This is a genomic window from Allorhizobium borbori (assembly GCF_014196535.1).
Classification (GTDB): domain Bacteria; phylum Pseudomonadota; class Alphaproteobacteria; order Rhizobiales; family Rhizobiaceae; genus Ectorhizobium; species Ectorhizobium borbori.
Genome location: NZ_JACIDU010000011.1, coordinates 37,565 through 51,161 on the forward strand (window position 1 = coordinate 37,565; position 13,597 = coordinate 51,161).

General features: G+C 62.9%; 11 protein-coding genes. 8 read left to right on the forward strand and 3 right to left on the reverse strand.

Features of this window, described 5'->3' with window-relative positions:
* Nucleotides 1–98 precede the first annotated feature (98 nt).
* Nucleotides 99–1,736: a chaperonin GroEL gene (gene groL, locus GGQ66_RS14005; protein ID WP_183793348.1), complete on the reverse strand. Its 1,638-nt coding sequence runs from the start codon at nt 1,734–1,736 to the stop codon at nt 99–101.
* Between the two features lie 75 nt (nt 1,737–1,811).
* On the reverse strand, nt 1,812–2,108 hold the full coding sequence (gene groES, locus GGQ66_RS14010; RefSeq protein ID WP_183793349.1) for a co-chaperone GroES: 297 nt from the start codon (nt 2,106–2,108) through the stop codon (nt 1,812–1,814).
* Nucleotides 2,109–2,439: 331 nt separating this feature from the next.
* Here groES and GGQ66_RS14015 point away from each other — a divergent pair, with 331 nt between their 5' ends.
* The 5 genes from GGQ66_RS14015 to GGQ66_RS14035 all read left to right on the forward strand — a co-directional run bounded on the left by GGQ66_RS14015 (nt 2,440) and on the right by GGQ66_RS14035 (nt 9,531).
* Nucleotides 2,440–3,288: a TIGR01459 family HAD-type hydrolase gene (locus GGQ66_RS14015; RefSeq protein WP_183793350.1), complete on the forward strand. Its 849-nt coding sequence runs from the start codon at nt 2,440–2,442 to the stop codon at nt 3,286–3,288.
* Nucleotides 3,289–3,312: 24 nt separating this feature from the next.
* Entirely contained in the window at nt 3,313–4,293 is a 981-nt protein-coding gene (locus GGQ66_RS14020; protein WP_183793351.1) for a bifunctional riboflavin kinase/FAD synthetase, read from the forward strand.
* Nucleotides 4,294–4,402: 109 nt separating this feature from the next.
* Nucleotides 4,403–5,608, forward strand: a complete 1,206-nt coding sequence (locus tag GGQ66_RS14025; RefSeq protein WP_183793352.1) for a GGDEF domain-containing protein — start codon at nt 4,403–4,405, stop codon at nt 5,606–5,608.
* A 258-nt stretch (nt 5,609–5,866) separates the two neighbouring features.
* On the forward strand, nt 5,867–8,761 hold the full coding sequence (gene ileS / locus GGQ66_RS14030; RefSeq protein ID WP_183793353.1) for an isoleucine--tRNA ligase: 2,895 nt from the start codon (nt 5,867–5,869) through the stop codon (nt 8,759–8,761).
* A gap of 134 nt (nt 8,762–8,895) precedes the next feature.
* Complete coding sequence (locus GGQ66_RS14035; RefSeq protein ID WP_183793354.1) at nt 8,896–9,531, forward strand: hypothetical protein; 636 nt, start codon at nt 8,896–8,898, stop codon at nt 9,529–9,531.
* 130 nt (nt 9,532–9,661) lie between these two features.
* Here the strand turns inward: GGQ66_RS14035 and GGQ66_RS14040 are convergent, their stop codons facing one another.
* Nucleotides 9,662–10,111, reverse strand: coding sequence for a nucleoside deaminase (locus GGQ66_RS14040; RefSeq protein ID WP_183793355.1), 450 nt, complete (start codon nt 10,109–10,111; stop codon nt 9,662–9,664).
* A gap of 137 nt (nt 10,112–10,248) precedes the next feature.
* Here GGQ66_RS14040 and GGQ66_RS14045 point away from each other — a divergent pair, with 137 nt between their 5' ends.
* The 3 genes from GGQ66_RS14045 to GGQ66_RS14055 are packed head-to-tail and all read left to right on the forward strand — an operon-like array spanning nt 10,249 to nt 13,580.
* Nucleotides 10,249–12,129, forward strand: coding sequence for a pseudouridine synthase (locus tag GGQ66_RS14045; protein WP_183793356.1), 1,881 nt, complete (start codon nt 10,249–10,251; stop codon nt 12,127–12,129).
* Nucleotides 12,130–12,135: 6 nt separating this feature from the next.
* On the forward strand, nt 12,136–12,696 hold the full coding sequence (gene rsmD, locus GGQ66_RS14050; RefSeq protein WP_183793357.1) for a 16S rRNA (guanine(966)-N(2))-methyltransferase RsmD: 561 nt from the start codon (nt 12,136–12,138) through the stop codon (nt 12,694–12,696).
* Nucleotides 12,697–12,710: 14 nt separating this feature from the next.
* Entirely contained in the window at nt 12,711–13,580 is an 870-nt protein-coding gene (locus GGQ66_RS14055) for a patatin-like phospholipase family protein (RefSeq protein WP_183793358.1), read from the forward strand.
* Nucleotides 13,581–13,597 lie beyond the last annotated feature (17 nt).

Below are 13,597 nucleotides of genomic sequence, written 5' to 3' on the forward strand. Positions count from 1 at the left end.
GACGTGTCGGCAAAGGCCTCGTCGCGTGGTGTCGAGCGCAAAGGAAAAGGGCGGCCTTTCGACCGCCCTTCCGCAATTGAGGCTGATGACAGGACTTCTTAGAAGTCCATGCCGCCCATGCCGCCCATGCCGCCAGCCGGCATTGCCGGGGCTTCCTTGCGCGGCAGTTCGGCGATCATGGCTTCCGTCGTGATCAGCAGCGAAGCAACCGAAGCTGCGTTCTGCAGAGCCGTACGAACCACCTTGACCGGGTCGACGATACCCATGGCGATCATGTCGCCATATTCGCCGGTCTGGGCGTTGTAGCCGAAGTTGTCGTCGTTCTTGTCCAGAACCTTGCCGACAACGATCGAAGCTTCATCACCGGCGTTGTCAGAGATCTGGCGAACCAGAGCCTGCAGCGCGCGGCGGATGATGTTGACGCCGGCTTCCTGATCGTCGTTCTCACCCTTGACGGTGATCTTGGTGGACGAACGCAGCAGGGCGATACCGCCGCCGGGGACGATGCCTTCCTGAACAGCAGCGCGGGTCGCGTTCAGAGCGTCGTCGATGCGGTCCTTGCGTTCCTTCACTTCGACTTCCGTGGAGCCGCCAACGCGGATCACGGCAACGCCGCCAGCGAGCTTGGCAAGACGTTCCTGCAGCTTTTCGCGGTCGTAGTCGGAAGAGGTTTCTTCGATCTGGGCCTTGATCTGGGCAACGCGGCCTTCGATGTCGGACTTGGCGCCAGCGCCGTCGACAATGGTCGTGTTTTCCTTGGAGATCGCAACCTTCTTGGCACGGCCGAGCATGTCGAGCGTGACGGTTTCGAGCTTGATGCCGAGGTCTTCGGAGATGACGGTGCCGCCCGTGAGGATGGCGATGTCTTCCAGCATGGCCTTGCGGCGATCGCCGAAGCCCGGAGCCTTGACGGCAGCGATCTTCAGACCGCCGCGCAGCTTGTTGACGACGAGCGTGGCAAGAGCTTCGCCTTCGACGTCTTCAGCGATGATGAGGAGCGGCTTGCCGGTCTGAACGACGGCTTCGAGCACCGGCAGCATGGCCTGGAGGTTCGAGAGCTTCTTTTCGTGCAGAAGGATGAAGGCGTCTTCGAGGTCGGCCACCATCTTTTCGGCGTTGGTCACGAAGTAGGGCGACAGGTAGCCGCGGTCGAACTGCATGCCTTCGACGACTTCGAGTTCGGTTTCGGCGGTCTTGGCTTCTTCAACCGTGATGACGCCTTCGTTGCCGACCCGCTGCATGGCTTCGGCAATGTCGAGACCGATCTGCTTTTCGCCGTTTGCGGAGATCGTGCCGACCTGGGCAACTTCTTCCGGGGTGGTGATCTTCTTGGCCTTGGCCTGGAGATCCTTCACGACTTCGGCGACAGCGAGGTCGATACCGCGCTTCAGGTCCATCGGGTTCATGCCGGCGGCAACAGCCTTGGCGCCTTCGCGAACGATGGCCTGGGCCAGAACCGTGGCGGTCGTGGTGCCGTCACCGGCGATGTCGTTGGTCTTCGAAGCAACTTCGCGGACCATCTGGGCGCCCATGTTCTCGAACTTGTCTTCCAGTTCGATTTCCTTGGCGACCGAAACGCCGTCCTTGGTGATGCGCGGAGCGCCGAAGGACTTGTCGATAACGACGTTGCGACCCTTCGGGCCGAGCGTAACCTTCACGGCGTCAGCGAGGATATCGACGCCGCGCAGCATCTTTTCGCGAGCGCTACGGCCGAACTTGACTTCTTTAGCTGCCATTTTCTTAAACTCCCGGGCTCAAAAGCCCATCAGTCAATTGGAATAGGGTGAGACGTTTCCGAACGAAACCGGCAATCAGCCGATGATGCCGAGAATGTCGGATTCCTTCATGATGAGAAGGTCTTCGCCGTTGACCTTGACTTCGGTGCCCGACCACTTGCCGAACAGAACGCGGTCGCCAGCCTTGACTTCAAGCGCAACGACCTTGCCGCTTTCATCGCGGGCGCCATTGCCGACGGCGACGATTTCGCCTTCCTGCGGCTTTTCCTTGGCGGTATCCGGAATGATGATGCCGCCCTTGGTCTTTTCTTCGGACGCAACGCGACGAACGACGACGCGGTCGTGAAGGGGGCGGAAGTTGGTGCTTGCCATTGTCTAATCCCTCGATCAAATGACACATGACGGCCCTCAGGGGCCATCGTGAATGGGTGTTAGCACTCGGCTTTGATGAGTGCCAGCGGGGTTGAGATAAGCAGGCCCTTCGGACGAGTCAAGGACGGCGCCTCGAAAAAATTTCACGAAAAATGGTGAACGGGCGTTGGCACGGCCTCGAAGGCGGTGCGCCCTTTTTCTTTACTGATCGTTTTGGGCGGGCATGTGTCAGCGCCGTATCTTTTTAGCGCACGCTTCGGGAAATTTTCTTGCCACGGGCGATTTCCTTTGCGATGTCACCCAGACGAAATAAGGTTGGGAGCTGACGCACATGGCCGCTTTGATTGGCGCCTTCGATGAGATCACGGACAATTACGATGTAATCCTCTGTGATGTCTGGGGTGTGCTGCACAACGGCGTTGCCCCGTTCATGCCGGCTTCGCATGCGCTTGCCGCCGCGCGAAAGGCTGGTAAGACGGTGGTGCTCATCACCAATTCGCCGCGCCCGCGGGCTGGCGTCATCGCCCAGCTTGGCGCCATCGGCGTTCTGGCGGAAGCCTATGACCGCATCATTACCTCCGGCGACGTGACGCGCGATCTTATCGCCTCCGGTCCCCGGAAGGCCTTCCTGCTCGGCCCCGAGCGTGACCTGCCGCTTTTCGAGGGGCTGGATGTCGAGCTTGTCGCGGCGGATGATGCGGAAACGGTCGTCTGCACCGGCCTGTTCGATGACGAAACGGAAACGCCGGAAGATTACCGCGACATGCTCACGGCCATGCAGGCCCGCAATGTGCCGATGATCTGCGCCAATCCGGATCTGATCGTCGAGCGTGGCGACCGGCTCATTCCCTGTGCGGGTGCCCTTGCGGTCTATTACGAGCAGCTCGGCGGCACGATCCGCATCGCCGGCAAGCCGCATCGCCCGATTTACGAGGCGTCGCTGGCAGCAGCGCGGGAAATCCGCGGCGAATTCGACATGAGCCGGGTTCTCGCCATCGGCGATGGCATGCCGACCGATGTGCGCGGCGCGCTCGATTTCGGCCTCGACCTGCTTTATATCGGGGGCGGTATCCATGCGGGCGAATATACGATCAACGGCGAGATGGACGATGCGCTCGTCAATGCCTGGCTGAAGCGCGAGAACGCCGCGCCCCGTTACTGGATGCCGAAACTTTCCTGAGACGAATGCCCCGAGATTGCTGCAATGACCGTTTTCCATCGCAATGAAAAAAAGTGTCCGCTGCCGGAAAACCTGCGGGGCGGCGTCGTTGCGGTCGGCAATTTCGACGGCGTGCATCGTGGCCATATGAGCGTACTCGGCAAGGCGCAGGCCCTGGCGGAAGCCCATGGCCGCCCGGCACTGGTTCTGACCTTCGAGCCGCATCCGCGCACTGTCTTCAATCCGTCAGCGCCAGTCTTCCGTCTGACGCCGGCCCCGATCAAGGCGCGCCTTTTGGAAGCCGCCGGCTTTCACGCTGTCGTCGAATATCCCTTCGACCGCGAATTTGCCGGTCGCTCGGCAGAGGATTTCGTCCACGCGGTTCTGGTGGACTGGCTGGGTGCAGCGGAAGTCGTTACCGGGTTTGATTTCCACTTCGGCAAGGGGCGCGAAGGTGGTCCGGCCTTCCTCATGGAGGCCGGCAAGCGGCATGGCTTCGGTGTCACGCTGGTCGATGCCTTCCGCGACGAGGCGACGGAAGTGGTGTCGTCAAGCCGCATCCGCACCTGTCTGGAGAGGGGCGATGTGGCGGAAGCCGCCGGGCTTCTCGGCTATCGCTACACGGTCGAGGCTGAGGTGATTGGCGGGCAGAAGCTCGGCCGCACGCTTGGTTTTCCGACCGCCAACATGGCGCTGCCGCCTGAAACGGCGCTGAAGCCCGGCATTTACGCGGTGCGCCTGCGTCGGGCCGATGGCACGCTTCGTGATGCGGTCGCAAGCTTTGGCCACCGCCCGACCGTGACGGAAAATGGCGAGGCCCTGCTCGAAACCTTCGTCTTCGATTTTTCCGACAGCCTCTACGGCGAAGTGTGCTCCGTCTCCTTTTTCGGTCATCTGCGCGATGAACTGAAGTTCGACGGGCTGGAGCCGCTGGTAGCGCAGATGAACAGGGATTGCGAGGAAGCCCGCGCGCTTCTCTCCGGCGTCAGGCCGCTGGGTGAAATCGATCGCCTGATCTGCTTCTGACGGCCAATATATTTTGGCTTGCGGCAAGAACAGGCTGCCGGATTCAGTCTTTCTTTGAGCTTTCCTGCTTCAATGCCTCCATCCGCCACCTTGCCGATGCGAGTGCGTAATGCTGGAACTGAAGACTGTCTTTCTCTACTCAGCCGTCATCAACTATTGCACGGTGGCCGCCGTCACCATCGGCTGGTTCCGCAGCCGGGGGCGGGACGACATGAAATTCTGGCTGCTGGCCGCCTGGCTCATGGTCATCGGCAGCGGCATCATGGCGGTGGGTGACAGGGTTTCCTATTTCATCGCCGGCTATGTCGGCGGCTTCGTCTACATGACGTCGATGGGCTTCCTCCTGCTCGGCTTCAAGGAATTCTTCGGCATCGCCTATCGATGGTGGGAAGCGGTGGCAGTCGCGCTGGTCGCCAGCATCGGCATCGTGTTGTCGCGCCTGTTGACGGACGGCGTCTATGATGGCGTCTGGCTTCTCTATGTCGGCTCCGGTTCCAACCTGCTGATGACCATGCTCGTCATCTGGCAGGGCAAGGCGGGCGAAACCCTGCCGTCGCGCTCGCTTGCGGTTCTCGTCACCGGCGTTTATGCGCTCGGCAATTTCTGCATTGCGCCGTTCGCCTTTGTCTACCCCATCCTCTTTCTCGATGGCGCGCCCCATGCCGTGTGGCTGGAATACTGCGTCATTCCACTCGTCATCTGTAATGCGGCGACCTATGTCATCCTTTTGGTTCTGAAGCTGGAGCGCGCTACCGAAAGCCAGCGCTATCTCGCCACCCGCGACATGCTGACCGGCGTTTTGAACCGCCGCGCCTTCTACAACAGCGTTGCCGCCTTCAGCGAACGCGACGGTTCCATGGCGGTGATCGATCTCGACAACTTCAAGAAGATCAACGACGCCCATAGCCACAAGGGCGGAGACGATGCGTTGCGCGCCTTTGCCCGCTGCGCCGAAGCCACGCTGCCCGCCGACGCCGTGTTCGGCCGCACCGGCGGCGAGGAATTCGCGATCTGTCTGCCGGGCTATGACGTCACGGCCGCCATGCTGGTCCTCGAGCAGCTTCGCGCCAATGTCGAGCGGCTGGATGTGGTCTCTCCGAAGGGCGGCTCCATGCCCTTTACGATTTCCTGCGGCTTCAGCACCTTCAGGGCCGGCGTCTGGGCCATCGACCAGACGATTGCCGAAGCCGACAACGCCCTTTACCACGCCAAGCATTCGGGCCGGAACCGGGTGGAGCTTTATGCGCCCGCAACCTGGTTGCAGCGCTGCATCGAGGATACGCTGGCCACGCTCGGCGCCTCGGCCAAGGCCTGAGAGACAAGGGGGACCGGCGCAGCATATTCCTCGGCGGCCCCCCTTCCTTTTTGCGGTAAAAACACATAAACACCGCTTCCATGTCCCAATACCGGTTGATGATTACGTCCCGAATTATTGGCCCGGCCTTCTGAGGCACCTTGCGAGGTCGCCAGAAGGTCCGGGATTTTGGCGCTGCATCGCTGCCGCGCATCACGTTTTCACGCATTCCGTTTTCCGGGCGGCTGGATGGCCAGCGCCCCATTGATTGGCAAGACCATGACCGACGCCACTGAAAAGAAAGACTATTCCGCCACCCTCTACCTGCCGCAGACGGAGTTTCCGATGCGCGCCGGCCTGCCGCAGAAGGAGCCGCAAATGGCGGCCCGCTGGCAGGAGATGGGCCTTTACAAGAAGCTGCGCGACGACGCCAAGGGCCGCGAGAAGTTCGTTCTGCATGATGGCCCGCCCTACGCCAACGGCAACATCCATATCGGCCACGCGCTGAACAAGATCCTGAAAGACGTCATCACCCGCTCGTTCCAGATGCGCGGCTTCGACAGCAACTACGTTCCCGGCTGGGATTGCCACGGCCTGCCGATCGAGTGGAAGATCGAGGAAAAGTACCGCGAGAAGGGCAAGAACAAGGACGAGGTGGAGATCAACGAATTCCGCCGTGAATGCCGCGAATTCGCGCAGGGCTGGATCGACGTGCAGTCGGCCGAATTCCGCCGTCTCGGCATCGAGGGCGACTTCGATCATCCCTACACGACCATGGCCTACCATGCCGAATCCCGCATTGCCGGCGAACTGCTGAAGATCGCCAAGTCCGGCCAGCTTTATCGCGGTTCCAAGCCGATCATGTGGTCGGTGGTCGAGCGCACGGCGCTCGCCGAAGCCGAAGTGGAATATCACGAGGTCGAAAGCGACACGATCTGGGTGAAGTTCCCGGTGACGGAAGGTGGGGATGACCTCAAGGGCAACTTCGTCGTTATCTGGACCACCACGCCGTGGACCATCCCCGGCAACCGTGCCATCTCCTTCTCCTCGCGCTTCCCCTACGGTCTCTACGAAGTGGAAAGCGCCACGAACGATTTCGGTCCGCAGCCGGGTGAAAAGCTGATCTTCGCCACGCGTCTGGCCGATGAAGCCGCCGCCAAGGCCAAGGTGACGCTGAAGTTGCTCCGCGATGTGACGCCTGAGGAACTCTCCGCCATCACCTGCGCCCACCCACTGGCTGCTCTCGGCTATGATTTCCCCGTTCCGCTGCTCGATGGCGATCACGTCACCGACGATGCCGGTACGGGCTTCGTGCACACGGCGCCCGGCCACGGTCGCGAGGACTTTGACGCCTGGATGGCCGCGGCCCGCGAACTGGAAGCCCGTGGCATCTCCTCGCGCATTCCCTTCACCGTTGACGATGCCGGCTTCTACACCAGCGATGCGCCGGGCTTCGATGGCGCGCGCGTCATGGATGACAACGGCAAGAAGGGCGATGCCAACAATCGCGTGATCAAGGCGTTGATCGATGCCAACAACCTCTTCGCCCGTGGCCGCATCAAGCATGATTACCCGCATTCCTGGCGCTCCAAGAAGCCGGTCATCTTCCGCAACACGCCGCAGTGGTTCGTCTACATGGACAAGGAACTCGGCGATGGCTCGACGCTGCGTTCGCGTGCGCTGGGTGCGATCGATGAAACCCGCTTCGTTCCCGCCAGCGGCCAGAACCGCCTGCGCGGCATGATCGAAACGCGCCCGGACTGGGTTCTGTCGCGTCAGCGTGCCTGGGGCGTGCCGATCTGCGTCTTCGCTGACGAGGCCGGGAACATCCTGCGCGACGACGAGGTGGATGCCCGCATCCTCGAAGCCTTCGAAAATGAAGGCGCCGACGCCTGGTTCGCGGAAGGTGCCGCCGAGCGCTTCCTTGCCGGCAAGTACGATGCCGTCCAGTGGAAGCAGGTGCGCGACATTCTCGACGTGTGGTTCGACAGCGGTTCGACGCACACCTTTACGCTGGAAGATCGCCCCGATCTCAAGTGGCCGGCGGATGTCTATCTCGAAGGCTCCGACCAGCATCGTGGCTGGTTCCATTCCTCGCTGCTGGAAAGCTGCGCGACCCGTGGCCACGCGCCCTACAAGGCGGTCGTGACGCATGGCTTCACCATGGCCGAGGACGGCCGCAAGATGTCGAAGTCGCTCGGCAACACGGTGACGCCGCAGGACGTCATGAAGGAATCGGGTGCCGATATCCTGCGCCTGTGGGTCATGAACACCGATTATTGGGAAGATCAGCGCCTCGGCAAGACGATCATCCAGACCAATATCGACGCCTATCGCAAGCTGCGCAACACCATCCGCTGGATGCTCGGCACGCTGGCGCACGACAAGGGCGAAGAGGTCGCCTATGCCGATCTGCCGGAACTCGAAAAGCTGATGCTGCATCGGCTGGCCGAACTCGACACACTGGTGCGCGAAGGTTACGACGCCTTCGATTTCAAGAAGATCGCCCGCAGCCTGATCGACTTCTCGAACGTCGAGCTGTCGGCCTTCTATTTCGACGTGCGCAAGGACACGCTCTATTGCGACGCGCCGTCCTCGCTGAAGCGCCGGGCTTCGCTCGCCGTCATCCGCAAGCTGTTCGAGTGCCTCGTCACCTGGCTGGCGCCGATGATCCCGTTTACCGCGGAAGAGGCCTGGCTGTCGCTCAAGCCGGATGCGGTTTCGGTGCATCTGGAACAGTTCCCGGCAGTGCCGGCCGAATGGCTGAATCCGGCATTGGCCGAGAAGTGGGAAAAGATCCGCAAGGTGCGTTCGGTCGTCACCGGCGCGCTGGAAATCGAACGCCGCGAAAAGCGCATCGGTTCCTCGCTGGAGGCCGCACCGGTCGTTCACGTTGCCGACAAGACGCTGCTGGCCGCGCTCGAAGGTCAGGACTTCGCTGAAATCTGCATCACCTCCGCCGTTTCGGTCGTGGGCGATGACGGTCCGGCGGAAGCGTTCCGCCTCAATGAAGTCGCTGGCGTTGCAGTGGAACCGAAGCTGGCGGAGGGCAAAAAGTGCGCCCGCTCGTGGAGGATCACGGCGGATGTCGGTTCCGATCCGGAGTTCCCGGAAGTGTCCGCCCGTGATGCGGCGGCTCTTCGCGAACTCAAGGCGCTCGGCATCACCGTATGACGGGATTGTGCCGGATGAATTGCGCTTGATGGCGTCATCCGGTACAACGCTGCCTGAAATTGGCCGGAATTTCCGGGCATCGGGAAGAGCAAGACTGTTGCGGTCGCGATCATGCGACCGGCGGAAGGGGTCTCATGAAAAAGACGCATGCGTTTCGAGTAAGCGCCGTGATGACGGGCGTTATCGCCGGGTGCCTGGGGCTTTCCGGCTGCACCAGCGGGCCGACCTATGGAACGGACAAGACCTCGACCGAGCAGCTTTTCTCCGATCTGGGTTCTGCCGCCTCGCTGAGCAACAAGAAGGACGGGCCAGCGCCGAAATATGCGCCGCGTCCGGGTCTTGTCGCGCCGGTCAAGGGCCAGCCGCTGGCCCTCGTCCAGCCGCAGACCGCGCTGAACGACCGCAAGAGCAATCCCAACTGGGCCGAAACACCCGAGGAAATGCGCGATCGCCTGAAGCTGGAAGCCGATGCGAATGCCGATAATCCCAACTACCGCTCGCCGCTTCTGGCCGGTCGCGGTCAGGCCGGAACGCTGACGGAACAGCAGAAGTGGGAAGAATTCCGCAAGGCCAAGGCTGAAATGAGCCCGGCCGCCGCTCTGCAGCGCCGCCGCTATCTCTCCGATCCGCCACCGGAATTCCGCCAGCCCGCCGCCACCGCCAATGCCGATGAGCTTGGCGAAAGCGAGGACAAGAAGGAAAAGCGCCGCCGCAAGGAAGCCCAGGCCGCCAGCGGCAAGGGGTCCAACTGGTGGAACCCCTTCGACTGAGGCAGGTCTGACAGCATCTTCGAAAACCCCGGAACGGCGACGTGTCCGGGGTTTTTCGTAGGCGAGGGGGAATGCCGGAGGCGTACCCTTGCCACGAAACCGCGGCGAGATCGGGATTTCCCGCCTTGCCCTACCGTCGCCCCTTAAAAAAATCCGTCAGAATGCGCGCGGCTTCCACCTCGGCGATCCCCGAATAGACCTCCGGTGCGTGGTGGCAGGTGGGCTGTGCATAAAACCGCCCGCCATGATCGACGCCGCCGCCCTTCGGGTCTTCCGCGCCGTAGTAGAGCCGGCGGATGCGGGCAAAGGAAATGGCGGCAGCGCACATGGCACAGGGTTCCAGCGTTACATAAAGGTCGGCGCCCGTCAGGCGCTCGTCGCCCAGTTCGGCCGAGGCGGCGCGAATGGCCAGGATTTCGGCATGGGCGGTAATGTCGCAAAGCTCGCGCGTGCGATTGCCGGCCCGCGCCAGAATCGCGCCATCGCGCACGATAACGGCCCCCACAGGCACCTCTCCGCGCCGTGCGGCGGCCTCTGCTTCCTCAAGAGCGGCTGCCATATAGCGATTTTGACCGTCCATGCGGCAATTTCCTCCGATATGCCCCTTAACCCCGAACGCCTCACCTGATAGAGCATGTCTCCAAAAAGTGCGATGCGGTTTCGGGCGCGGGCGATCTTGTCCTGTCCATCGTCGCCAGCTTCAGGCAAAATGGTTATATGAGCTTCAACGATAAATCTGGAAAATCCGGCGACAAGCGTCCCGGCAGTGGCAAGACGTTCAAGGGTGGCAAGCCGGCCGGCGGGCCGGGCAAGTTTGCCAAGGGCGGCCCTGCGAAGGGCGGCTTCAACAAGGGCGGGCCGAAGGATGGTCCGCGCGATGGCAAGAGCCGCTTTGAAGGCAAGCCGACCCGTGACCGCGTTCAGCGCGATGATGCGCCCGCCCGCAGTTTCGCGGCGAAGACGCCCCGTCCGAAGCCTGCTGCCGAAGGCGCGCCGGGCGAACCGGAACGCATTTCCAAGCTGCTGGCCCGTGCCGGTGTGGCATCGCGCCGCGATGTCGAGCGCATGATCATGGAAGGCCGTGTCAGCGTTAACGGCAAGGTGCTGGAGACGCCGGTTCTCAACGCCACCTTCGCCGATACGATCGAAGTGGACGGCAAGCCGATCCGCGGGCCGGAGCGCACGCGCCTTTGGCTTTATCACAAGCCCGCCGGTCTGGTGACGACCAATTCCGATCCGGAAGGCCGCCCGACCGTGTTCGACAACCTGCCGGCAGAACTGCCGCGCGTGCTGTCGGTCGGTCGTCTCGATATCAACACCGAAGGCCTTCTGCTGCTGACCAACGATGGCGGCCTTGCCCGTACGCTGGAGTTGCCGAAGAACGGCTGGCTGCGCCGCTACCGCGTGCGCGCCCATGGCAAGGTGGAACAGTCCGATCTCGACACGCTGAAGGACGGTATTGCCGTCAATGGCGTGCTCTATGGCGGCATCGAGGCGACGCTCGACCGTGTGCAGGGCGGCAATGTCTGGATCACCATGGCGTTTCGTGAAGGCAAGAACCGCGAAGTCAAAAACGTGCTGGGGTCGCTCGGCCTTGAGGTGAACCGCCTCATCCGCCTGTCCTACGGACCGTTCCAGCTTGGGGAACTGCCGGAAGGGGCTGTCCTCGAAGTGCGCGGCCGCACATTGCGCGATCAGCTCGGCCCCCGTCTTATCGAGGAATCCGGCGCCAATTTCGATGCGCCCATCTTCACCACTTCGGTGGATGAGGACGAGGACGAGGCACCCGCCAAGCCCGCCCGCCGCAGCGATGAGGCCAAGGCCGGGCCGCGCGGCGAGCGCAAGCCCTTCGACAAGGGCGACAGGTTCGACAAGGGCGCAAAGCCTGCCCGTGGCGGTTTCGACAAGCCCCGCCGCGATGCCGATCAGGACGACGACCGTCCGAAGCGCCCGAAGCCGGGCGCAAGCCGCACGGCGAACATCTGGATGGCGCCAGGCGCCCGTCCGGTTGGCGCGAAGAAGGCCGCCAAGGGGGAGCGTCCGCGTGCGGAAGCCGCGCCCTATCGTCCAGTGTCGGACATGCCCTCGGTCGCCTCCACCATTCGCCGCAGCGGCGAGGAGAACGAGTGGATCAGCGCCAGCGAGGCCGCGCCCGCCCGCCGTTCGCGTGACGACGACGATCGTCCGGCGCGCAAGGGTTTTGGCGGCGGCAAGCGCGATTTCGGCGACAAGCCGCGCGGCGACCGCGAAGGCCGCCCCGAACGCGCCCCGCGTGGTGAGCGCTCCTTTGGTGACAAACCGCGTAGCGACCGGCCTTTTGGCGACAAGCCGCGGGGAGAGCGCGCATTCGGTGACAAGCCTCGTGGTGAAGGACGTTCGTTCGAGCCCCGCGAGGGCCGTCCCGAGCGCGCTGGCGGTGATCGGCCCTTCGGTGACAAGCCCCGGGGCGGAAAATCCTTCGGTGGAAAACCGCGTGGTGAGGGTGGCAAGTCCTTCGGTGGTCCGCGTGGCGCGGGTGGCGGTGGCAAGCCGTTTTCCGGCAAGCCGCGCGGCGCAGGCGGCGGCAAGCCCGCCGGTGGTCGTGGCAGGAAGGGGTAAGGCATCGTGCGGATCGTAGGTGGAGACTTCCGGGGGCGCGCGCTGGCGACCCCGAAATCCAGCGCCATCCGGCCGACCATCGACCGGACGCGCGAAAGCCTGTTCAACATTCTCATGCACGCCTATCCGGAAGCGCTGGATGGCACCCGCATGATGGATGTGTTCGCCGGCACCGGTGCGGTGGGGCTGGAAGCCCTGTCGCGCGGCTGCCGCAATGCGCTTTTCGTGGAAAACGGCGTCGAAGGCCGGGCGCTTTTGTGGGAAAACATCGATACGCTCGGCCTGCACGGGCGCACCCGCATTCTCAGGCGCGATGCAACCCGGTTGGGCGCCATCGGCGCGCTGGAACCCTTCCACCTGATTTTCGCTGATCCGCCCTATGGCAAGGGTCTTGGCGAACAGGCGCTCAGGGCAGCCCATGAAGGCGGCTGGCTGGAGCCGGGGGCGCTGGCCATTCTGGAAGAAAGCGCCGATGTCGAGCCGCAGGTCTATACGGCCTTCAAGTGGCTCGAAACCCGCGCCTTCGGCGACACGAAGATGCACTTCTATCGCTATACGCCGGCGTAAGGCGAGGGCGGGCCATGACGATGAACGCGCTGCCTGCCATGTCTGACACCTCCACACCCAGCATTGCCGTTGCCTTTGGCGGCGGCGGTGCGCGCGGGCTTGCGCATATCCACGTCATCGAGGTGCTGGATGAGCTGGGCCTGAAACCGGTGGCTGTCTCCGGTGCCTCCATCGGCGCCATCATGGGGGCGGGCCTTGCCGCCGGCATGAGCGGGCGGGAGATCCGCGAGTTCACCGTGGAAACGCTCGGCAATAGCGGGCTCGTTCTCGCCAAGCTCTGGAGTATCCGTCCCAACACCATGCGCGAGACGCTGGGTGGCTTCCGGCTCGGCCAGTTCAATCTCGAGCGTGTTCTCAAGGCCTTTCTGCCGGACCGTATTCCCGCCGATTTCGACGAACTCGTGCTGCCGCTTATCATCGCCGCCACCGATTATTACGGCCAGTGCGAGGCGCTGATCGAAAGCGGGCCGCTGCGCAAGGCGATTGCCGCTTCTGCGGCGCTGCCGGCGCTGTTCATGCCGGTGAGGATCGACGGAAGGGTGCTGATCGATGGCGGCGTTTTCAACCCGATTCCCTATGAGCCGTTGATGGACAAGGCCGATATCGTCATCGGCGTCGATGTGGTCGGTGCGCCGGAAGGCGACGGAACGCATGTTCCCAACCGGCTCGACAGCCTTTTCGGGGCAAGCCAGCTCATGATGCAGGCCAATGTGGCCCTGAAACTGAAGATCGCGCCGCCGCATATTTTCCTGCGTCCGCCGGTCAACCGGTTCCGCGTCCTGGACTTCCTCAAGGTTGGCGAAGTGCTGGATGCGACCGCCAGCGTTCGCGACGAGTTGAAGCGCGAACTGGACCGCGCATTCGAAGCCCATGCGAAAGCGTGATGCTGCATTGCACAATC